19 protein-coding genes and 1 pseudogene are annotated in these 21,706 nt (G+C 73.6%); 17 read left to right on the forward strand and 3 right to left on the reverse strand.

The features are described from left to right. The first annotated feature begins 220 nt into the window (after nt 1-220). The gene (cas6e, locus tag IF129_RS18470; protein WP_191210830.1) at nt 221-889 is read left to right on the forward strand and encodes a type I-E CRISPR-associated protein Cas6/Cse3/CasE; all 669 of its coding nucleotides are present in this window, start codon (nt 221-223) and stop codon (nt 887-889) included. Between the two features lie 155 nt (nt 890-1,044). Further along, a pseudogene (locus IF129_RS18475) lies at nt 1,045-1,365 on the forward strand (transposase); the annotation flags it as partial. A 66-nt stretch (nt 1,366-1,431) separates the two neighbouring features. On the opposite strand, the gene IF129_RS18480 reads toward IF129_RS18475, so the two are convergent. Next, nucleotides 1,432-1,998: a Uma2 family endonuclease gene (locus tag IF129_RS18480; RefSeq protein WP_191210831.1), complete on the reverse strand. Its 567-nt coding sequence runs from the start codon at nt 1,996-1,998 to the stop codon at nt 1,432-1,434. A gap of 231 nt (nt 1,999-2,229) precedes the next feature. Here IF129_RS18480 and IF129_RS18485 point away from each other — a divergent pair, with 231 nt between their 5' ends. The 3 genes from IF129_RS18485 (at nt 2,230) to IF129_RS18495 (ending at nt 6,090) form a co-directional block, all read left to right on the forward strand. Next, on the forward strand, nt 2,230-4,278 hold the full coding sequence (locus tag IF129_RS18485) for a thioredoxin domain-containing protein (protein WP_191210832.1): 2,049 nt from the start codon (nt 2,230-2,232) through the stop codon (nt 4,276-4,278). An 89-nt stretch (nt 4,279-4,367) separates the two neighbouring features. Continuing rightward, nucleotides 4,368-5,579 carry a pyridoxal phosphate-dependent aminotransferase gene (locus IF129_RS18490; RefSeq protein WP_191210833.1) on the forward strand — a complete coding sequence of 404 codons (1,212 nt, stop codon included), beginning with the start codon at nt 4,368-4,370 and terminating at the stop codon, nt 5,577-5,579. A gap of 91 nt (nt 5,580-5,670) precedes the next feature. Continuing rightward, nucleotides 5,671-6,090: an SCO4983 family protein gene (locus tag IF129_RS18495; RefSeq protein WP_191210834.1), complete on the forward strand. Its 420-nt coding sequence runs from the start codon at nt 5,671-5,673 to the stop codon at nt 6,088-6,090. Between the two features lie 136 nt (nt 6,091-6,226). Here the strand turns inward: IF129_RS18495 and IF129_RS18500 are convergent, their stop codons facing one another. Next, nucleotides 6,227-8,053 carry a phosphoenolpyruvate carboxykinase (GTP) gene (locus tag IF129_RS18500; RefSeq protein WP_191210835.1) on the reverse strand — a complete coding sequence of 609 codons (1,827 nt, stop codon included), beginning with the start codon at nt 8,051-8,053 and terminating at the stop codon, nt 6,227-6,229. A 376-nt stretch (nt 8,054-8,429) separates the two neighbouring features. Here IF129_RS18500 and trhA point away from each other — a divergent pair, with 376 nt between their 5' ends. Next, the gene (trhA, locus tag IF129_RS18505; protein WP_191210947.1) at nt 8,430-9,155 is read left to right on the forward strand and encodes a PAQR family membrane homeostasis protein TrhA; all 726 of its coding nucleotides are present in this window, start codon (nt 8,430-8,432) and stop codon (nt 9,153-9,155) included. 4 nt (nt 9,156-9,159) lie between these two features. Here trhA and IF129_RS18510 read toward each other — a convergent pair whose 3' ends face one another. Beyond that, entirely contained in the window at nt 9,160-10,440 is a 1,281-nt protein-coding gene (locus tag IF129_RS18510) for an alanine racemase (RefSeq protein ID WP_191210836.1), read from the reverse strand. Nucleotides 10,441-10,582: 142 nt separating this feature from the next. On the opposite strand from IF129_RS18510, the gene IF129_RS18515 reads away from it, so the two are divergent. The 11 genes from IF129_RS18515 (at nt 10,583) to IF129_RS18565 (ending at nt 21,697) form a co-directional block, all read left to right on the forward strand. Beyond that, complete coding sequence (locus IF129_RS18515) at nt 10,583-11,524, forward strand: trypsin-like serine peptidase (protein ID WP_191210837.1); 942 nt, start codon at nt 10,583-10,585, stop codon at nt 11,522-11,524. 147 nt (nt 11,525-11,671) lie between these two features. Then, nucleotides 11,672-13,399: a hypothetical protein gene (locus IF129_RS18520; protein ID WP_191210838.1), complete on the forward strand. Its 1,728-nt coding sequence runs from the start codon at nt 11,672-11,674 to the stop codon at nt 13,397-13,399. Further along, nucleotides 13,396-13,806 carry a hypothetical protein gene (locus IF129_RS18525; protein WP_191210839.1) on the forward strand — a complete coding sequence of 137 codons (411 nt, stop codon included), beginning with the start codon at nt 13,396-13,398 and terminating at the stop codon, nt 13,804-13,806. The genes IF129_RS18520 and IF129_RS18525 overlap by 4 nt, the downstream gene beginning before the upstream one ends. 14 nt (nt 13,807-13,820) lie before the next feature. Beyond that, entirely contained in the window at nt 13,821-14,783 is a 963-nt protein-coding gene (locus IF129_RS18530; RefSeq protein ID WP_191210840.1) for a hypothetical protein, read from the forward strand. Between the two features lie 97 nt (nt 14,784-14,880). After that, nucleotides 14,881-16,224 (forward strand): Nramp family divalent metal transporter, encoded by a 1,344-nt coding sequence (locus tag IF129_RS18535; RefSeq protein ID WP_191210841.1) that lies wholly within the window; start codon nt 14,881-14,883, stop codon nt 16,222-16,224. Between the two features lie 74 nt (nt 16,225-16,298). Then, the gene (locus tag IF129_RS18540; protein WP_191210842.1) at nt 16,299-17,348 is read left to right on the forward strand and encodes a zinc ribbon domain-containing protein; all 1,050 of its coding nucleotides are present in this window, start codon (nt 16,299-16,301) and stop codon (nt 17,346-17,348) included. 103 nt (nt 17,349-17,451) lie between these two features. Continuing rightward, complete coding sequence (gene cpaB / locus IF129_RS18545; RefSeq protein WP_191210843.1) at nt 17,452-18,165, forward strand: Flp pilus assembly protein CpaB; 714 nt, start codon at nt 17,452-17,454, stop codon at nt 18,163-18,165. Between the two features lie 8 nt (nt 18,166-18,173). Then, the gene (locus IF129_RS18550) at nt 18,174-19,520 is read left to right on the forward strand and encodes an AAA family ATPase (RefSeq protein WP_191210844.1); all 1,347 of its coding nucleotides are present in this window, start codon (nt 18,174-18,176) and stop codon (nt 19,518-19,520) included. Between the two features lie 3 nt (nt 19,521-19,523). Then, entirely contained in the window at nt 19,524-19,901 is a 378-nt protein-coding gene (locus tag IF129_RS18555) for a TadE/TadG family type IV pilus assembly protein (RefSeq protein ID WP_318153822.1), read from the forward strand. After that, nucleotides 19,898-20,326, forward strand: coding sequence for a TadE/TadG family type IV pilus assembly protein (locus IF129_RS18560; RefSeq protein WP_191210845.1), 429 nt, complete (start codon nt 19,898-19,900; stop codon nt 20,324-20,326). The genes IF129_RS18555 and IF129_RS18560 overlap by 4 nt, the downstream gene beginning before the upstream one ends. A gap of 24 nt (nt 20,327-20,350) precedes the next feature. Then, complete coding sequence (locus IF129_RS18565) at nt 20,351-21,697, forward strand: CpaF family protein (RefSeq protein WP_191210846.1); 1,347 nt, start codon at nt 20,351-20,353, stop codon at nt 21,695-21,697. Nucleotides 21,698-21,706 lie beyond the last annotated feature (9 nt).

Genomic DNA, 21,706 nt, shown 5'->3' on the forward strand with positions numbered 1-21,706 from the left:
AGCGGATCCTGCGGACGATTCCCGACGAACCCGAACGCCCAGCCCGCGCAGCATACGGAATGCCGTTCCGAGCCGCGGAAGACCCGCATGGAGCGAGGAGTCTCCGGCGACGCCGCGTAGCCGGCCTCCACCGAGTGAGAAACCGCTCCGGACGCCCTCCTCGCCCGTCGCGGCGAACTGCGCTCCCGCCTGCTTGAACTACTGCCTTTGGAGGACCCGCATGACGGCACCGGCCCCCACAGCCGTTCTCACAGCGACGCTCGCCCGGATCCGGCTGAACCCCCGCAGTAGAGACGTCCAACGCGACCTTCGCGACGCCCGTGAACTTCACCGCACCATGATGCGGCTGCTTCCCCCGAGCGACGCCTCCGTCGCCCGCCAGGCCCACGGTCTCCTCTTCCGCCTGGAGGCCGAACCGCGGGCCGCGCACATTCACCTCCAGACCACCAGCACGCTTCACCCGGACCGGCTCCCGTCCGACTACGGCCACGTCCGGACCAAGGACCTCACCCCCATGTTCTCTGCGCTCCGTGAGGGCATCGGCGTGCGCTACCGCATCGTCGCCAACCCCACCAAGCGCATCTCCCTCCCTCCCGAGGAGGGCAAACGCGGCCCCGTCATCCCCCTCACAGGCGCCGAAGCCGATCAGTGGTGGCACCGGAAGGCCACCGAGGCCGGTCTCCACCTCCACACCCTCTTGCCCACCCCTCTGCCTGCGGCGCGCAGCCCGCGCGGCAAGGACAACCGCCCCCGGATGCGGCACGACCTCATCCGGTTCGACGGCACCGCCACCGTCACCGACGCCGAGGCTCTCACCCGCGCCGTCCTGACCGGCATCGGCCGCGGCAAACCCTACGGCGCCGGCTTGCTCAGCCTCGCCCCCGCCTGAACCCAGGGCCGCCGCGATGAGTCCCGGCTCCGCCGCTGCTGTCGGCCCCGCGCCTGGCACGCCCGAAGCCACGACGGGCACAGCCCGCACACGACCGGTCAGCTGACGGCCCAGGCACCGTGATGGCCCACCTGCGGGTGCCCCGCCGCCGTTGACGGCCCCGCACCAGGCCGGAGGTGGTCCTGGCCGACAAGGCGTACTCCTCCCGAGCGATCCGCGAGCATCTGCGCAGACGCGGCATCCGCGCGGTGATCCCCGTTCCGGCGGACCAGCAACGTCACCGACTGCGGCGGGGAAGCCGGGGCGGCCGACCACCGGCCTTCGACCGCGAGGCGTACAAGCAGCGCAACACCGTCAAGCGGTGCATCAACCGCCTCAAGCAGTGGCGCGGAATCGCCACCCGCTACGAGAAGACCGCGACCATCTACCTGGCCGGACTCCACATCGCAGGCATCTTCCTCTGGTCCGCCCGATGACCCAAACGAAACCGCCTAGCCCACAGGACGTCGGAGGCGCCGAGGGCGCGGGCGATTCCTCGTTGCTCACAGGGCCCCGAGGTCGACCGTGACAGGGAATGGCGCGGTGGCCTTCACGGTGCCGGTGAACACCTCGCCGTCCCGGTAGGCCCTGGTGGCGGGGTCGAGGACGTAGGTGTAGACGATCGGGACGCCGGTGGCGGCCTGTTCGACCCGCCAGTAGAAGGGGATGCCGGACTTGGCGTACTGGTCCACCTTCACGACGCTGTCGGTTGTTTCCGAACCGGGCGACACGACCTCGACGACCAGGAGCACGTGCTCGGGGCGGGTGGGTGTGAGGTCGATGGTCTCCGCCCGGTAGACGATGACGTCCGGACGGCGGTTGGTGAGGGGAACGTCCTGGAGGCGGACGTCGAAGTCCGTGTCGGCGTTCCACTCCGGGCCCGCGGCGGCGTCCAGGGCATTGGCCAGGAGCCGGGCCAGCCGGTTGTGCCGCTTGGAGGCGCTCGGGCTCCCGACGACCATCCCGTCCACGATCTCGATGCCGGCGCACTGCTCCTCGGACCAGGAGTCGTACTGTTCCGCGCTGATCTGCGTGTGCGTCCACGCGGGTGCCACCCTCTCGGCGGTCATGGAGTACCTCCTCCGAGGATGCGGTGCTGCTCGACTCAGCGTACGGCCCGCTTCCAGTCGGGCACCGGTTCTGGGTCGGGGCGGAACCTCCAGCGTCCGCAGGGCGACCTGGGTGCAAGAGGGGCGATCCGCATTCACCACGTGAGGGCGCATGAGTGCACATCGTCCCAGTAGGGCGCGGGCTTCCGGGTCGAACCGGCAGGGCCGTGTCGGCGTGAGAGGCTGGGGCGTATGAACCGGTTGGCTGGTGTGACCTCGCCTTATCTGCTTCAGCACGCTGACAATCCGGTCGACTGGTGGCCGTGGGGAGCTGAGGCGTTCGAGGAAGCGAGACGGCGCGATGTGCCCGTGCTGCTGTCGGTCGGGTACTCCGCGTGCCACTGGTGCCATGTCATGGCGCACGAGTCGTTCGAGGACGACGAGACGGCCGCGTACCTGAACGAGCACTTCGTCAGCGTCAAGGTGGACCGCGAGGAACGCCCGGACGTGGACGCCGTCTACATGGAGGCCGTGCAGGCGGCCACCGGGCAGGGCGGCTGGCCCATGACCGTCTTCCTGACGCCGGAGGCGGAGCCCTTCTACTTCGGCACCTACTTCCCGCCTGCGCCGCGCGCCGGGATGCCGTCCTTCCGGCAGGTGCTGGAGGGCGTGCGCGACGCCTGGTCCGGGCGGCGGGGTGAGGTGGACGAGGTCGCCGGGCGGATCAGGTCGGAGCTGGCGGGCCGCACGATCGGGTACGGCGCGGACGCCCCCGGCCCGCCCGGTGAGCCCGAGCTGGCCGACGCCCTGCTGGGGCTGACGCGGGACTTCGACGCGCGGCACGGCGGTTTCGGCGGGGCGCCGAAGTTCCCGCCGTCGATGGTGCTGGAGTTCCTGTTGCGGCACCATGCCCGGACGGGTGCCGACGGGGCGTTGGAGATGGTGCGGGCCACCTGCGAGGCGATGGCCAGGGGCGGGATCTACGACCAGTTGGGCGGGGGGTTCGCCCGCTACGCGGTCGATGCGGAATGGGTGATTCCGCACTTCGAGAAGATGCTCTACGACAACGCCCTGCTGTGCCGCGTCTACGCCCATCTGTGGCGGGCGACCGGCTCGGAGCTCGCACGGCGTGTCGCCCTGGAGACGGCCGACTTCCTCGTCCGCGAACTACTGACGCCGCAGGGCGGGTTCGCCTCCGCGCTGGACGCCGACAGCGCCGATCCGGTCGACCCCGACGGCCCGCACCGGGAGGGCGCCTTCTACGTCTGGACGCCCGACGGGCTGCGCGCCGCCCTGGGGGAGGACGACGCCGGGCTGGCCGAGCGGTACTTCGGCGTGACGCCCGAGGGCACCTTCGAGGAGGGCGCCTCCGTCCTCCAACTGCCCGACTCCACGGGCCCGGTGGACGGCGACCGGGTCGCGGGCGTCCGGGAGCGCCTGCTGGCCGCCCGGGACGGGCGCCCCCGGCCGGGCCGGGACGACAAGGTCGTCGCCGCGTGGAACGGGCTGGCCGTCGCCGCGCTCGCCGAGGTCGGTGCCTACTTCGAGCGCCCCGACCTGGTGAACGCCGCGGCCGCCGCCGGGGACCTCCTCGTGGCCGTCCACACGACGCAGCGCGCCGGTGAGCTGCGGCTGGCCCGCACCTCGCGGGACGGGGTCGCGGGCCCGAGCGAGGGTGTGCTGGAGGACTACGCCTGCACGGCCGAGGGCTTCCACGCGTTGTACGCCGTGACCGGCGACACCGCCTGGCTGGAGCTGTCGGGGCTGCTGCTGGACACCGTGCTGGCCCGGTTCGCCACCCCCGACGGCGCGCTCTACGACACCGCCGACGACGCCGAGGCCCTCATCCGCCGCCCGCAGGACCCCACGGACGGCGCCACGCCCTCTGGCTGGACGTCGGCGGCCGGCGCGCTGCTCACCTACGCCGCCTACACCGGCAGCGCACGGCACCGGGAGGCCGCCGAGCGGGCGCTCGGGGTGGTGCGGGCGCTGGGCGGTCGGGCCCCCCGCTTCATCGGGTGGGGCCTGGCCGTGGCGGAGGCGGCGCTGGACGGCCCGCGCGAGGTGGCCGTCGTCGGCCCGGAGGGCGACCCGGCCACGGCCGCGCTGCACCGCGAGGCCCTGCTGGCCCCGGCACCGGGTGCGGCCGTCGCGGTGGGGGCGGCGGGCAGCGCGGTGCCCGCGCTGCTGGCGGACCGCGGCCTGCTGGAGGGGCGTCCGGCGGCCTACGTCTGCCGCCGCTTCACCTGTGCGGCACCGACGGCCGACCCGGCGGTGCTGGCCGACCAGTTGCGCTCCTGACGGCGTTCGCCCAGGTCAGCGGGGCCGTGTCGGCCATCGTGGTGAAAAACATAACGCGCCGACGGGCCGACGCCCGTATCGTGACGGACATGCAGGTGATCCAGTCCACGAAGCTCGCCAACGTCTGCTACGAGATCCGGGGTCCGGTGCTCGAGGAGGCGATGCGGCTGGAGGCAGCGGGGCACCGCATCCTCAAGCTCAACACGGGCAACCCGGCGGCCTTCGGTTTCGAGTGCCCGCCGGAGATCCTGGAGGACATGCTCCGCAACGTGGGCAGTGCCCACGGCTACGGGGACGCGAAGGGGCTCCTCGCCGCCCGTCGTGCGGTGATGCAGCACTACCAGACGCAGGGCATCCAGCTCTCGGTGGAGGACGTCTACCTCGGCAACGGCGTCTCCGAGCTGATCCAGATGTCGATGCAGGCGCTGCTCGACGACGGCGACGAGGTGCTGGTCCCGGCGCCCGACTACCCGCTGTGGACGGCGTCCGTGTCGCTGTCCGGCGGCACGGCCGTCCACTACCGCTGTGACGAGCAGTCCGAGTGGATGCCGGACCTCGCCGACATCGAGCGCAAGATCACCGACCGCACGAAGGCGCTGGTGATCATCAACCCGAACAACCCGACGGGCGCCGTGTACAGCGAGGAGATGCTGCGCGGCCTCACGGAGATCGCCCGCCGGCACCGGCTGGTCGTCTGCTCGGACGAGATCTACGACAAGATCCTCTACGACGGCGCCGTGCACACCTCGACGGCGGCCATCGCGCCCGACCTGCTGACGCTGACGTTCAACGGCCTGTCGAAGTCCTACCGGGTGGCGGGCTACCGCAGCGGCTGGCTGGCCGTGTGCGGGCCGAAGGCGCACGCCCAGAACTACATCGAGGGCCTGACGATCCTGGCCAACATGCGGTTGTGTGCCAACATGCCCGCCCAGCACGCGGTGGCGACGGCGCTCGGCGGCCACCAGTCGATCAACGACCTGGTGCTGCCCGGCGGGCGGCTGCGCGAGCAGCGGGACGTCGTCCACGACCTCCTGACGCAGATCCCGGGCGTGACGTGCGTCAAGCCGAAGGGCGCGCTCTACGCGTTCCCCCGGCTGGACCCGAAGGTCTACAAGGTCAAGGACGACCGGCAGATGGTCCTGGACCTGCTGCGCGCGGAGAAGATCATGATCGTGCACGGCACCGGTTTCAACTGGCCGGAGCCGGACCACTTCCGCATCGTCACGCTGCCCGCGGCGCGGCAGCTCGCGGACGCGGTCAAGCGCATCGGCTCGTTCCTGGACGGCTACAGCCAGCCCTGACGCCCGACGGACCCCGTGCATCATGCATCGACTACAACTTTAGACAGAGTCCAAGCTAGGATGGTCTTCTGTAGCACGCAGGAGGCCATCCATGTACGAACCCAGCCGCACGCATCGCGGTCCCTCCGCCCACTCCGTCGCCGAGCAGCGGGCGGCGGCGAACGGCTATCCGCACCGCTCGCGCGAGGAGGAGCTGGACATCCGGCTCGCCGGGCACCTGACCGCCCTGCTCACCGTCACCGACGAGCTGCGCGTCCTGGAGCCGGATCCGGAGCTGGACGCCGCCGCGCACCGGCTGGCCACCCAGGTCGCCCGGCTGCGGGGCACGGCCCCGCTGCGGGCCGAGCCGACCTCCCCCGACGCGGGGGCCGGGCACGTCGAGGCACTGCACCGCCGGGCGCACACCCTCGCCGGCAACGCTCTGGTCGTCGCCACCGCGCGGGAGGACGTCCCCGGTGAGGCGATCGCCGCCGCACGCATGGAGGCGCACGCCGCCGCGCTGGGGTTGTGAGCCGGACGCCGGCGGGGTACCCCGGCCGGACGCGGAGGGGCCCGGACCACGTCACGCGTGGTCCGGGCCCCTCCGTCGTGGTGCAGCCCCGCCGGGACGCCGGGCACCGTGCCGGGACGCCGCCCGGCGGGCGGCGTCAGCCCAGTCGCTCGACCAGCGAGCGGTACTCGTCCCACAGCTCCTTCGGCGTGTGGTCGCCGAAGGTGTTCAGGTGCTCGGGCACCAGCGCCGCCTCCTCGCGCCAGACGTCCTTGTCCACGGTGAGCAGGAAGTCCAGGTCCGCCGAGGACAGGTCCAGCCCCTCGGTGTCGATCGAGCCCTGTGCGGGAACCGTGCCGATCGGCGTCTCGACGCCCTCGGCCTCGCCGTTCAGCCGGCCCACGATCCACTTCAGGACACGGCTGTTCTCACCGAAGCCCGGCCACACGAACGCGCCCTCGTCGTTCTTGCGGAACCAGTTGACGTAGTAGATCTTCGGCAGCTTGGCCGGGTCGGGCGCGTTCTGACCGACCTTGATCCAGTGGGCCATGTAGTCGCCCATGTTGTAGCCGCAGAAGGGCAGCATCGCGAACGGGTCGCGGCGCAGCTCGCCGACCTTGCCCTCGGCCGCCGCCGTCTTCTCGGACGCCACGTTCGCGCCGAGGAAGACGCCGTGCTGCCAGTCGCGGGACTCCGTCACCAGCGGCACGGCCGAGGCGCGGCGCCCGCCGAAGAGGATGGCCGAGATCGGCACGCCCTTCGGGTCCTCCCACTCCGGGGCGATCGTCGGGCACTGGGCGGCCGGGACGGCGAACCGCGCGTTCGGGTGCGCGGCGGGCGTCTGCGAGGCGGGCGTCCAGTCGTTGCCCTTCCAGTCCGTCAGGTGGGCCGGGGGCTCCTCCGTCATGCCCTCCCACCAGACGTCGCCGTCGTCGGTGAGCGCGACGTTGGTGAAGACGGTGTTGCCCCACAGCGTCTTCATGGCGTTGGCGTTGGTGTGCTCGCCGGTCCCGGGGGCGACGCCGAAGAAGCCGGCCTCCGGGTTGATGGCGTACAGCCGGCCGTCCTCGCCGAAGCGCATCCAGGCGATGTCGTCACCGATGGTCTCGACCGTCCAGCCCGGGAGCGTCGGCTCCAGCATGGCGAGGTTGGTCTTGCCGCAGGCCGAGGGGAAGGCGGCGGCGATGTACTTGGACTCGCCGCGCGGCGGGGTCAGCTTGAGCACGAGCATGTGCTCGGCCAGCCAGCCCTCGTCCCGCGCCATCACCGACGCGATGCGCAGCGCGTAGCACTTCTTGCCCAGCAGGGCGTTGCCGCCGTAGCCGGAGCCGAAGGACCAGATCTCGCGGTCCTCGGGGAAGTGGGAGATCCACTTGTCGTCGTTGCACGGCCAGGGCACGTCCTGCTCGCCCTCCGCCAGCGGGGCGCCGAGGGTGTGCACGGCCTTGACGAAGAAGCCGTCCGTGCCGAGCTGGTCGAGCACCTCCTGCCCCATGCGCGTCATGGTGCGCATGGAGACGGCCACGTAGGCGGAGTCGGTGAGCTCGACGCCGACGGCGGAGAGCGGGGAGCCGAGCGGGCCCATGCAGAACGGGACGACGTACAGGGTGCGGCCGCGCATCGAGCCGCGGAAGATGCCCTGTTCCCCCGCGAACACCTCGCGCATCTCGGCCGGGGCCATCCAGTTGTTCGTGGGGCCCGCGTCCTCCTCCTTCGCGGAGCAGATGAAGGTGCGCGACTCCACGCGGGCGACGTCGCGCGGGTCGGAGGCGGCGTAGTAGGAGTGGGGGCGCTTGACCGGGTCCAGCTTGGTGAAGGTGCCCTTCTCGACGAGCTCCTCGCACAGGCGCTCGTACTCGGCCTCCGAACCGTCGCACCACACGACGCGGTCCGGCTGGGTCAGGGCGGCGATCTCGTCGACCCAGCGCACCAGTTCGCGGTGCTGGGTGGGGGCTTGGGTGGGAGCCGCAGTGCTGCGCGCCACAATCGCTCCAGAGGGTGAGAGGGTTTTGTGTCCGCCCGGGGGCGGTATGTGCGGTTCTGTGCGTTGTTGTGCTGCGGCCCCGTGGGGGCTGCGACCCGGACGCTGCGGCGATGCTCATCCGGTGTCGACCACGCTCATCTGATCATGACCCTCTCGCTCGTATGTGTCCAGAGGGCCCACAGGTGAGCATCGCCACTCGCCGGGTCGTGTGGGGTACACCTCGAATCCAGGGGGTAAACCCCACTCCTTCACCTACGCCGCCGTAGGTACGCTGACGGCCATGACTGCCGCCGCGCCCGAACCCGCGTCTCCCTCCGCGCCCGATCCCGCGCCGGACTCACCGCCTTCCGCCCCCGGACCGGGGGCGGCGTCGCGCGTGACGGCCGACGCCCCGGGAGCGCCCGTCGCACCCCCGGCGGACCTCGACCCCGGCGGCCCCCCGCCTCCCGCGGCGCAGACCGCCCCGCCCCTCAAGCCCCGGCTGCGCGGCTGGCTGCACGCCGCGATGTTCCCCGCCGTGATGGTCTCCGGCATCTTCCTCACCGCGCTCGCCGACTCCACCCGGGGCCGCGTCGCCTGCGGTGTCTACACCCTGACCGCCTGCCTCCTCTTCGGCGTCAGCGCCCTCTACCACCGGGGCGACTGGAGCCCGCGCGTCGGAGCGGTCCTGCGCCGCCTCGACCACGCCAACATCTTCCTGATCATCGCCGGCACCTACACCCCGCTGACGATCCTGCTGCTCGACGGGGCCCGCGGCGACCTGCTGCTGTGGGGCGTGTGGGCGGCCGCCGCCTTCGGCATAGCCTTCCGGGTGCTGTGGGTCGGTGCCCCGCGCTGGCTCTACACCCCCTGCTACATCGCCATGGGCTGGGCGGCCGTCTTCTTCCTGCCCGACTTCCTGCGGGCGGGCGGCATCGCGGTGCTGGTCCTCGTCATCGTCGGCGGCCTCCTCTACAGTGCGGGCGGCATCATCTACGGCATCAAGCGGCCGAACCCCTCACCGCGCTGGTTCGGCTTCCACGAGGTCTTCCACTCCCTGACGCTCGCCGCCTTCATCGCCCACTACGTGGGGATCTCGCTGGTCGCCTACCAGCACGCGTGAGCGGTCAGAAGACGGTGCGCACGTAGTCCGTGACGGTGCCGTCGTCCGACACCAGCGGGATGAGCCCCCACTTGTCGAAGACCGTGCAGGGGTGCGAGAGGCCGAGCCCCACCCAGTCGCCGACCTCCGGCCCGGGGCCCCGCTCCACGCGCAGCCACGCGTGCTGGTCCGACAGCGCGGTCACCGTCAGCCCCTCGGCCGGACGCTCGGCACCGGTCAGCGCGTCGCGGACGCGGAGCGGGCGCGGCAGCCCGAGGTCGGCGGGCGCGTCGCGCTTGCCCGCGTTGAGGAACGCCTGAGCCGGCTCCGGGCGCGAGACGACCTGGGCCCACAGTGTGAACGCCGCCCGCAGACCCCCCTCCTCCGGCACCCGGTTGAACGGCGTGAGGGCGCGGTAGTGCCGGTCGTCGTGCGAGACGTAGGCGCCCGAGCGCAGCAGCTTCAGGACCGGCGCCGACAGCGGTGAGCCGAACTCCTCGTAGACGTCGGTCACCGCGTCGAACCAGGCGCTGCCGCCCGCGCTGACGATGATCTCGTCCAGCCCCTCGAACAACCCCATGCCGTCCAGGTACAGCGCGAGCGACGTCAGCCGCCGCATCCACGCCGTCACCCGCTCGACGGACGGATCGGGCACCTCGCCCTCGTAGCCCGCGACGCCGACCAGCCGCAGGCACGGCGTCGCCGCCACGGCCCGCGCCACGGCGACGCCCTCGGCCTCCCGGCGCACGCCGGTGCGCGCGCCGTCCCCGGCCCCGAGCTCCACCACGACGTCCACCGGCGAGGCGGCGTCCACCGCGCGCAGGGCGGCGTCCATGAGCTCCACACCCCGCACGGAGTCGACGTAGCAGACGAAGCGGAACTCCGCGTCGGCCGCCAGCTCCCCGGCGACCCAGCGCAGCCCGGCGGCGTCCACCAGCTCGTTGGCCAGGAACACCCGGCGCACCCCGAACGCGCGGCAGACCCGCGCCTGCGGCACCGTCGCGACGGTGATGCCCCACGCGCCGTGTTCCGTCTGGCGGGCGAAGAGCTGCGGAGCCATCGACGTCTTGCCGTGCGGCGCGAACGCCAGCCCGTGGCGCCCGGTGTAGTGCGCGAGAGCGGACAGGTTGTGCTCCAGCGCCTCGGCGGACAGCGCGAGGACGGGAGTGGTGAAGCCGCCGCCGAACAGGTTCCGCCGCTGCGCCGCCAGCTCCGCCACCGTCAGACCCTCGGCGTCCGGGGGCAGCCCCTTGAACCGGTGGTCGACGACCTCGTTCCGCAGCGCGCTCAGCCGGTCATCCGTCATCCCGGCAGCCTACGCCCGGCCCCGGTCCCGGCACCCCCGCCGCCGGCGTCACCGGTTCGGCCCAGCGCCCGGGCGCGGACCGTAACCCGGGGGCGCCCGCCCCGTTCCCCTTACCAGGAGCCGAGGTGCACGGGAGTGGGCGATGAGGCGGTCCGCACAGACGCGACGGGCACGGGCGGTGCGCACCCCCGCGGCCCGCCCGCCGGTCCGACGCCGACCGGGCCGCTGCGCCACGGCCGCCGCCGCGCTGCTGTTCGGCGTGGGCGCCGCCCTCGGGCCGGCCCCCGCCTCGGCGGCGACCGCCGGGGCCCCGGGGCCGGGCGGACCGGCGACCGGGCCCGCGCCGGCCGGGCCCGGCGGCCTGGCCGGCACCGTCGCCCTCAGCAACTGCTCCGGCGCGCTGATCCGCCTCCCGCGCTCCCGGCCCGCCGACCCGGCGCTCGTCCTGACCAACGGCCACTGCCTCCAGGACGCGGTGCCCGAGCCGGGGGAGGTGCGCACCGACGAGCCGTCCGGGCGCGGCTTCACCCTGCTGGACGCCGAGGGCGACCCGCTGGGCACCCTGCGCGCCGCCCGCCTGACGTACGCCACGGTCACCGGGACCGACGTCGCGGTGTACCGGCTCACGTCCAGCTACGCCGAGATCGGCGACCGCTTCGGCAGCGTCCCGCGCACCCTGGACGCCCGCCGACCCGCCGTCGGCACCGCCATCGAGATCCCGTCCGGCTACTGGAAGCACGTCTACCACTGCGCGATCGACGGCTTCGTCCCGGTGCTGCGCGAGGGCCGCTGGGCCATGACGGACTCCCTTCGCTACACCCGCGCGTGCGCCACCGTCGGCGGGACGTCCGGCGCGCCCGTCGTGGACAGCGCCACCGGCCGCGTCGTCGGCGTCAACAGCACGGGCAACGACGAGGGCGGGCTGTGCCTGGTGCACAACCCCTGCGAGGTCGCCCCCGGCGGCCGTGTCACCGCCCGGCGCGGCGTCAACTACGGCCAGCAGACGTACGGGCTCGTCCCCTGCTTCTCGGACGGCAACGTCCTCGCCCTCACGCGCCCCGGCTGCCGGCTTCCGGGCCGGTAGCCGGGGCGTGCCGGCGCCCCGGCGCGTTCAGGCGCACGGGCGACGGGGTCGTGCGCCTCCGCGCGCCCCGCCTCACACCCCTGTGCGCCGCTGCCATGGACGGCCGGACGGGTTAAATTCACCGCCCGCCCAGTCCCTGGGAGCACCATGACCATCCCGCAGCAGGCCACGTCGTCCCAGCCCGATGCGAACGACCGGCCCGACCCGCCCGACCACCGGCCGCCCCACGGCCCGCACGACACACGCCGGTTCGTGCGGACGGAGGCCACCCGCCTGCTCTGCGGCGGCGTCCACCTCGACCACGCGTTCCGCACCGCCGTCATCACCGAACTCGTGGACCAGGAACACCGGCCCGTGGCGCCCTCGCTCGGAGTCGACGTGGTCTCCGTCCTCTCCCACGCGCTGCGCGCCCGCGCCGTCGAGCTGCGGGCGGCCTCGGCGGTCATCGCCCTGTGGCTGTGCTTCCTCGTGCTCAACCTCGCCCTCGGCGGCACCACGTCCGACCCGGCCCTGTCGGTGTTCGGCGGCGGCTGGACGCTGCTCTTCGGCCTCGCCGGGCTGCTGCTCTTCCTGGCCCGGCAGACGTCCGGGCTCCCGGCGAGCCGCCTTCGGATCTGCGGCGTCCTGCTGGTCGCCCTCTGCCTCGTCCTGCTCCTCGTCGTGCCCCTCGCGGGCGGCGCCCCGGCGTTGTTCCTCGTCGGCCTGCTGCCGCTGGCCGTGGCCGTGCCGCGCTGGGCGCTGCGGTGGTGGCAGGCGGGCATCGTGCGCACCGAACTCGACCGGGACGCGTTCCGCACCGCGCCCGAACCGCACCTGCCCGCCTACGGGCGGTACCCGGCGATCGAGGCGGCCGTCACGGCGGAGCAGCACTCGCCGCTCACCGTCTACGACCCCTCGGGCCCCTTCGTCGGCGCGGGCGTGCCGTACAACCCGTGGACGGTCGCGCTGGAGCTCAAACGGGCGGACGCCACGGAGCCGGGGGAGGAGGGGCCGTCCGCCACCGGGTCGGGGGAGGACGAGCCGGCCGACGCCGTGCCCGCCCGCCTCACCGCCCGCGAGGTCATCGACGTCATCGGGCCGCGCCTGCTCGACCTGCGCCGCACCGCCTCCGACGACAGCAGGGACCGGCTGCGCGGGCTGGAGCTCGACGAGTTCGTCTACCTCCCCGGCGGCCTCGCCCGGCAGGCCGTGCGCCGGGACGCCGCCGCGCTGGACGAGCACCGGCGCGTCGCCGTCAACGAGGGCGGCGAGTGGCGGCGGCACTTCCTGCGGGTCCGCGTCGGGGCCTGGCAGGAGCAGCTCGTCGTCTCCCTCTTCGTCCGCGTCCACACCCAGGGCGGGATGCTCGTACTGGAGGTCGCGCCGCACGTCCTGCCGCCGGTGCGACGGTCCTACGCGAAGATCGGAGAACTGGCGGAGACCGAGGGCACCGACCCCCTCCGCTCCTACCTGCGCGCCCTCCTCAACGCCCCCGTGGCGCTCTTCGAGAGCCTGCGCACCGTCGGTACGGTCGTCCTGGCCGCCTGCCGCCGGTGGATGAGCCGGCCGCACCAGGGCCCGGCCGAGGGCCCCCGCCTCTCCGTGCGGGAACGGGGCGCCACCGCCACCGTCTCGCTGTTCCAGGAGATGGACGTCAACCGCTACATCCAGACGGTGCAGGACCGGATCGCCAGCGGGGTGCGGGACGCCCTCCGGTCGGCCGGATACCAGACCGACGAGTTCCAGCAGCAGATCGTGCAGGTCTCCGGCAACGGCATGTTCATCGGGAAGATGAGCGGCGGCACGGCACAGACGGGCGACCGCGCGCAGGTGATCAACGAGGCGGCCAAGGCCATACGAGGGGCGGCCAAGGCCGCACGAGGGAGCGGCACATGACCACGGAACAGCCGCAGAACGGCATCAGTGTCAGTGGCGGCATGTACATCGGCTCGATGAGCGGCGGCACCGCCCAGAGCGGCGACCACGCGCAGGTCGTCACCAACCCGCAGGGCTCGACCGTCTCCACCGGCGGACAGACCGGGCACCAGGTCCTGGCGGCCGGGCCACGGCTCCTCGCCGACGTGGCGCGGTTGCGCGCACAGCTGCCGCTGCTGGCCGCCGACGCGGACGGCGTCGCCGAGGCCGACGCCGGGCTGGCGGAGCTGGAACGTACCGGCGAGGCCGAACGCGGGCGGCTCGCCCGGCTCCTGGAGCTCCTGACGGCCGGTGGCAGCGCCGTCGCCGCCCTCGGCGCCGCCGCGCCCGTCGTCCAGGGCCTCCACGCCCTGCTCGGCCTCGGCTGAGGCGGGGTGACACCGTGACGTACTGGGACGAGGAGCGCGCCGAGTGGGTGGCCGGACCGCCCGCCGGACCGCCCGCCGCGCCGCCCGCTGTACCGCCCGCCGTGCCGCTCCCGCCGGCGGCGCCGCCGACGCCCGGCCCGCCGGGCGTTCCGCCTGCTCCGCCCGGCGGGACGACGGCCTGGCCCACCGCCCCCGCCGAACCGCCGGGCGGGCTCCCGACCCCGCCCGAGGACGCCGTCACACCGGCGGACGCACCCGTCGGTCCGCCGCGCCGCCCGCACCGCACCGCCCTCCTCGTCGGCGCCGCCGTCACGGCCGTCCTCCTCACGGGCGGAGGCGCGCTGCTGCTCGCCCTCGGCGGGGACGACGGCGACGCCGGGCCCGGCGCACCGTCCGCCGCGTCGCCGACCGGCTCCACCGCCGTCGACCCCGGGCCCGGGCCGGACGGCGGGCCCACCCCGACGTCGCCGTCCGACACCGCCGGGCCGGACCCGTCGCCGTCCGGCCCGTCCGTCGAACCGGGCGTCCTGCCGGACGGTTTCGCCCTCGTCGACAGCGCCCCCTACACGGTGGCGGCGCCGACCGGCTGGACGGCCTGGGAGAGCGGCGTGAGCACGTTCATCGGGGTGCCCGACGAGAGCACCCTTCTGCAGATCTTCCCGCTGGAGGAGAGCACGTCGGCCGAGTCCATGGACCTGGCCCGGGCCGAGGCGCTGACGCTGCCGGACTACGCGCCGGACGGCTCCGGTCTCGTCACCCCGTCCCGGGCCGACAGCGTGCTGCACGCCTACACCTACGAGAACGCGGACTTCGGCTCCCGGCTCGTCGTCGACGAGCGGTTCACCGCCGACGACGGGCGTCTGTACTGCCTGCTCACCTACGGACCCGCGGCGGACGCGACGGCGGTGGCCGACGTCCACCGCACCGCCCTGGCGACGTTCACCGTCACCGCCGTCGGAGCCGACCGACACCCGTAACGGGCCATCCCGCAGGGCCTCTTGCCGCTCCGTCACCACGGCGTCACAATCGGCGCACCGGCCCCACCGGTGACCTGGACCACATGCGGAGGTGCCCGTGCAGGACGCGACCCACGAGCCCGCTTCGACGCCGTCCCCCGAGGAGGGGAGGACCGCGCGGCGGGCGCGGTGGCGCTCCGTCGGGCCCGGCCTGGTCGTCGCCGCCACCGGCATCGGTGCCGGCGACCTGGTGGCGACGCTCGTGGTCGGCGGCCGCTTCGGGTACACGCTGCTGTGGGCGGTCGTCGTGGGCTGCGTCATCCGCATCGCGTTCGCCGAGGGCGCGGCCCGCTGGCATCTCGCCACCGGGCGCACCCTCTTCGACGGCTGGCGCTCCCTGGGCTCCTGGACGCTCCCCTACTTCGGCTTCTACGCCCTGCTGTGGGGCTTCGTCTACGGCGCGACGGCGATGTCCGCCAGCGCACTGCCCCTGGCCGCCCTCTTCCCCGGCGTCGCCGACCTCAAGGTCTGGGGCGTCGGCACGGCACTCCTCGGCCTGGCCTTCGTCTGGTGCAACCGCTACCGGGCCGTCGAGCGCCTGCTGACCGTCCTCATCGGCACCATGTTCGTCGTCGTGCTCGTGCTCGCCGTCCGCGTGGTGCCCGACGCGGGCGCCGCGTTCGCCGGACTGTGGCCCACCGTTCCCGACGGCTCCGTCGTGTACACCCTCGGCGTCGTCGGCGGTGTCGGCGGCACGATCACGATGGCCGCCTACGGGTACTGGGTCAACGCCAAGGGCTGGGACGGCCCCGGGTGGATGCGCGTGATGCGGCTGGACAACGCCACCGCCTACGTCACCACCGCCGCCTTCACCGTCGCCATGATCATCGTCGGGGCCGAGCTGCTGCACGCCACCCAGGCCACCCTGGACAACAGCCGGGGCCTGCTGGACGTCGGCGACGAACTGGAACGCCGCTTCGACCCGTTCACCGCCAAGCTGTTCCTCGTCGGCTTCTTCGCGACCTCCTTCTCCTCGCTGGTCGGCGTGTGGCACGGCGTCAGCCTGCTGTTCTCCGACTACGTCGCCCACCTGCCGCGCCGGGTCGCGCTCCTCGGCGGCGGCGTCACGGCCGGCCCGGACGAGGGCCCGTCGAACGGCGCAGGGGAGGTCGCCTCCGGAGCCCGGGAGCGTTCCCCCGCCTTCCGCTTCTACCTGCTGTGGCTGACCTTCCCGCCGATCACGCTGCTCTTCCTCGACCGGCCGTTCGCACTGATCATCGGCTACGGCGTGCTGGGCGCCCTGTTCCTGCCCTTCCTCGCCGGGACGCTCCTCGTCCTCCTCAACCGGCGCGAGATGCCCGCGACATGGCGCAGCGGGCCGCTCAGCAACACCATGCTCGTGCTCGCCGCCCTGCTGTTCGTCGTCCTGTGCGTCGAACAGATCCGCACGCTTCCCTGGTAGGGCTACTGGGGCACGCGGAAAGCACATATGGTGAGGAACGGCCATCCCGCCCGCACCGCGGCGGCCGGGGAGCCGTGCGCGACGCGACCGACGACGGGCAGGCAGATGTGACGACCGCGATAGCCGTGACCAGCCCCGAGCTGGTGCTCGCACCACCGGACCGGCAGACGCCCGGCGCCGTCGTCCTGGCACCCCCCGGCGACCGCACCCTGGACGCCGCCGTCACCGACACCCGGCAACTGCTGGAGCGGCACGGATTCCTCATCGCCCTCTACCCCGCCTCGGTACCCGCCGCCGTCAAGCAGCGCCTCCACACCGTCCGTTCGGTCCTGGAGAGCGACCGGATCGCCCTGGTGGAGTCCGAACTGCCGCCGCTCGCGCTCGCCGTGCTCGTCCGGCAGCTGCGCCAGCTCTCCACCACCGACCTCGGGCCCGGCGTCCTCGGCGCCGCCGTCCGGCTGCTCGCGCACTACATCCACGCCGGCGCCGTGCTCGGCTCCGTCGCCCGGCTCGACCGCGTCCCGGTCTCGCTCACCACCCACGCCAGGTCCTGGGTGCCGGGCAGCCAGTTCGCCGTGGTCACCGCGCCCGAGCCGCAACTCGTCCGGCTCGGCTCCGGCGCGAAGGCCCTCAAGGGCCCCGACTACGTCACCCGGCTCACGACCGCCGCCGGCCACCTGGGCTCCACCTGGCCGCGCACCACGCTCGCCGCGCAGTGGCAGGTCACCGGCGTCGAACAGGCCACGCTCCCCGGCGACTCGCCGCAGTGGTGGGGGACGGGCAAGCTCGTCGAGTTCGCCGCCGCGATCCCCGACATCTCGGTCCTCTACCAGCTCATCACCTCCGTGCAGCGGGCCCGGTGCCACTGGTGCGGACTGGAACTCATCGGTGACCGCTGCGTCTTCTGCTCCGCACCGCTGCCGCCCCCCGCCCCCGACGTCGGCCACCGCTCCGGCCCGCAGCCCGTCCGCCGAGCGCCCACGGCGTACCGGCCCGTGCTCGACCCGCACGAGGACACCAGCCCCGGCATGGTGATACAGCACCGCGAGGAGACGGCCCACGGCGCCGCACCGGACGTCGTCCCCTACGGAGCGCCGTACGGACCGCCGCACGGACCGACATGACCGCGGAACCCGGCGGCCCCGCGGGCGCACCCCGCACGCACCCCGACCGCCCCGCCCCACCCCGCCCCCCGACGCCCGCACGCAGCAGAGGTAGCGCCCCGATATGAACTCCCGCCAGCGCCGCGGCATCCTCCTGATGCTCCTGTCCGTACTCGGCGCCCTCGTCGCGTTCGGAGGCGTCCTCGCGGTCGTCAACGACGTGGAGTCCAAGGTCGGCCCGGAGGTGAACGCGTACGAGGTGAAGGAGGACGTCGAGCCCTACCAGGAGCTGCGACCCGAGCAGTTCAGCGAGGTCAGCATGCCGGAGCGCTGGCTCCCCGACACCGCGGTGACCGACCTCGACGCCATCCGGGGCAAGATCGCCCTCAACCCCCTCAAGCCCGGCTCCCTCCTGCAACGCGACATGATCGCCGACCGACCCGCCCTGGAGGCCGGACAGCAGGAGATCGCCATCATGATCGACTCGGCGACCGGCGTCGCCGGGAAGATCACCCCCGGCGCCCGCGTCAACGTCTACGCCACCTTCCGGGGCGAGGGCGAGGCCGCGGACGTCTCCCAGCTCATCGTCGAGTCCGCCCGCGTCATCGACGTCGGCGAACTCACCAGCATCGAGGACACCGGAGACGCCGACAGCGGCCGGACGCGCGGCACGTCCGACGCCGTCCCCATCACCTTCGCCCTCGACACCCGGGGCGCCCAGCGCATCGCCTACGCCGAATCCTTCGCCACCCACGTCCGGCTCGCCCTCGTCGCCCCCGGCGACGCGGGCGGCGTCCCGCAGGACGAGCGCACCTACACCCTCGGCGAGGACAAGTGAGGCCTCCCATGCACCCGACGGCCACCCGCATCCTCCCCGCCGTGGGAGACGCCGACCTCGCCCACGCCCTCACCGGGCTGCTCAACCGGCTCCCCGGCACCGAACCCCAGCCGCCCATCGGCAACTCCACCTCGCTCCTCGACCTGCTGGCCGCCCTCGGCTCCGAATCCGTCGCCGGGCTGCCGGAGGTCGTCCTCGTCCACGAACGCATCGGACCGCGCCCCGCCCTGGAGGTCGTGCGCGAGATCGCGCTGCGCTTCCCGGCCGTCGGCACCGTCCTCATCACCGGCGACGCCAGCCCGGCGGTCTACTCCGCCGCCATGGACAGCGGCGCGCGCGGCGTCCTCCCGCTGCCCGTCGGCTACGACGACCTCGCCGCCCGCGTCGAGGCCGTCGCCGCCTGGTCCACCGGCGTCCGCCGCCACCTCGGCCCCGGCGAGAGCCCGTTCGGCGCCGGTCGGGGCGGCACCCTGGTCACCGTCACCGGCGCCAAGGGCGGCGTCGGCACGACGCTGACCGCCGTGCAACTCGCCCTCGCCGCACAGGCGTCCGGCCGCGAGACCGCCCTGGTCGACCTGGACCTCCAGACCGGCGACGTCGCCTCCTTCCTCGACGTCCAGTTCCGCCGCTCCGTCGCCGACCTCGCGGGCATCAGCGACCTCACCCCCGGCGTCCTGCAAGACGCCGTCTTCGCCCACGAGAGCGGCCTCGCCCTGCTCCTCGCCCCGGCGGAGGGCGAACGCGCCGAAGAGGTCACCGAGACCGCCGCCCGACAGCTCCTCGTCGCCCTGCGCGCCCGCTACGACGCCGTCGTCGTCGACTGCGGGGCCCACCTCGACGCCGCCGGCGCCGCCGCCGTGGAGAACGCCGACACCGCCCTGCTCGTGACCACCCCCGACGTCGTCGCCGTGCGCGGCGTCAAACGCCAGGTGCGGCTGTGGGACCGCCTCCAGATCCGCAAGGCCGAGGACACCCTCACCGTCGTCAACCGGCACACCCGGAGCACGGAGATCCAGCCCCCGCTGATCGCCCGCATCACCGGCACCCGCGTCGCCCGCACGACCGTCCCCGCCGGGTTCAAGGAACTCCAGGGCTGCCTGGACTCCTCGCGCATGCACGAACTCGACAGCAAGGGCGCCGTCCGGCAGGCACTGTGGGCCCTCGCGGGCGAGGCCGGTCTCGCCGGCGGCGAGCGGCGCGGCGCCGACGGCGACCGGACGGACGGCGGCCGCGCGCTCGTCCCCGCGCAGCCCCCCGGCAGCGCACCGCCCACCGGCAAGGGCCTCGTGCCCTACGGCGCGCGCGGCACCCTCACCACACGCCGGCGCCGTCGCGGCCCGGCGGGGGAGGGCTGAGCCGTGCCCGGCCCGGCGGCGGGCGGCGCGCCGCGCGACGGCGGCCAGGTGACCGTGGAGTTCCTCGGCATGGTGCCGCTGATCCTGCTCACCCTCGTGCTGCTGTGGCAGTTCGTCCTCGTCGGCTACACCTTCACCCTCGCCGGGAACGCCGCCGACGAAGCCGCCCGCGCCGGAGCCGTCGACGACGACTGCGCCGCCGCGGCCACCGCGGACCTCCCCGCCGCCTGGAGCTCGGCCGCCTCCGTCGAGTGCGGCACCTCCGGCGGCCTCGTCCACGCCACCGTCACCCTCCGGGTGCCCGTCCTCTTCCCCGGCAGCGTCGCCTTCCCCTTCGACGTCACCGGCGAGGCCGCCCACGTGTCGGAGGCCCCGCGATGACACGCCCCCCGCAGCCCCGGCGGCGACGCGACCCGGCGCCCGCGCCCGACCGCGTCCCGGCCCGTGCCCCCGTCCGCGAGCGGGACGCCGGGCAGGCCGCCATCGAGTACCTCGGCTTCCTGCCGCTGCTGCTTCTGATCGCCCTCGCCGGCGTGCAGCTCGGCATCGCCGCGTACACCGCCCAGCAGGCCGGCACCGCCGCCCGCACCGCCGCCCGCTACGTCTCGCAGGACGACGACCGGGCCTCCGCCGGGGCCGGACGGAGCGCGCTGAGCGGCTGGCTCGCCGACGGCGCGTCCTTCGCGGAGGCCCGCGCCCCCGGCGAGGTCACGGTGACCGCCACCGTCGACATCCCCTCCGTCATCCCGTTCGTCGACTTCGGCAGCGCACGGAAGTCGGCCACCATGCCCCGCGTCCGCGACTGACCGCAGCCGGAAGGAGAGCACACCGTGAGCCTCAAGGCCCGCATCGCCGCGTCCCCCGACCACGCGGCGACCACCGACCGGCCCGAGGAGAGCCACCTCGTCGGCACCTTCCGCGCGAAGCTGCTCGAAGAGATCGACCTCGCCGAGATGTCGTCGCTCGGCGCCGCCGAACGCCGCACCCGGCTGGAACGCGTCCTCGGCCACATCATCAGCCGCGAGGGCCCGGTCCTCTCCACCGCCGAACGCGCCCTGCTCATCCGCCGCGTCGTCGACGAGGCCCTGGGCCTCGGCATCCTCGAACCCCTCCTCGAGGACCCGTCGATCACCGAGATCATGGTCAACGGCCCCGACCACATCTACGTCGAACGGGCCGGCCGCGTCGAACGCCTCCCGATGCGCTTCGCCTCCGGCGACCAGCTCATGCAGACCATCGAGCGCATCGTCTCCACCGTCAACCGGCGCGTCGACGAGTCCAACCCCATGGTCGACGCCCGCCTCCCCTCGGGCGAACGCGTCAACGTCATCATCCCGCCCCTCGCCCTCACCGGCCCGACGCTGACCATCCGGCGCTTCCCCCGCTCCTACACCCTCCACGAACTCATCGGCCTCGGCACGCTCGACGAGCCCATGACCCTCTTCCTCGCCTCCCTCGTCCGGGCGAAGTTCAACGTCATCGTCTCCGGCGCCACCGGCTCCGGGAAGACGACCCTCCTCAACGCCCTCTCCGGCCTCATCCCCGACGGCGAACGCGTCATCACCGTCGAGGACGCCGCCGAACTCCAGCTCCAGCAGCAGCACGTCATCTCCCTCGAAGCCCGCCCGGCCAACGTCGAGGGCAAAGGCCAGATCACCATCCGCGACCTCGTACGCAACTCCCTGCGCATGCGCCCGGACCGCATCATCGTCGGCGAGGTGCGCGGCGGCGAGACCCTCGACATGCTCCAGGCCATGTCCACCGGCCACGACGGCTCCCTCGCCACCGTCCACGCCAACAGCGCCGAGGACGCCCTGATGCGCCTCCAGACGCTCGCCTCCATGTCGGAGGTCAAGATCCCCTTCGAAGCGCTGCGCGACCAGATCAACAGCGCCGTCGACGTCCTCGTCCAGCTCACCCGGCACGCCGACGGCTCCCGCCGCGTCACCGAGATCGCCATCCTCGACTCCGCCGGACGCGAGGACTACCGCCTCGTCAGCGTCGCCCGCTTCCACCCGCGGCCCGTGGCACCCGACGGCGTCGTCCGCGGCCACTTCCAGCACCACCCCGTCCCGCGCCGCGTCGCCGAACGCCTCTACCTCAGCGGCGAAGCCCTCCCACCCACCTTCGGCGTCGGCGACACCGAACTCGAACTCGCCACCCGCGCCGCCCGCTGAGGACCCGCC

This window comes from Streptomyces chumphonensis (genome assembly GCF_014779715.1).
Lineage (GTDB): Bacteria > Actinomycetota > Actinomycetes > Streptomycetales > Streptomycetaceae > Streptomyces > Streptomyces chumphonensis.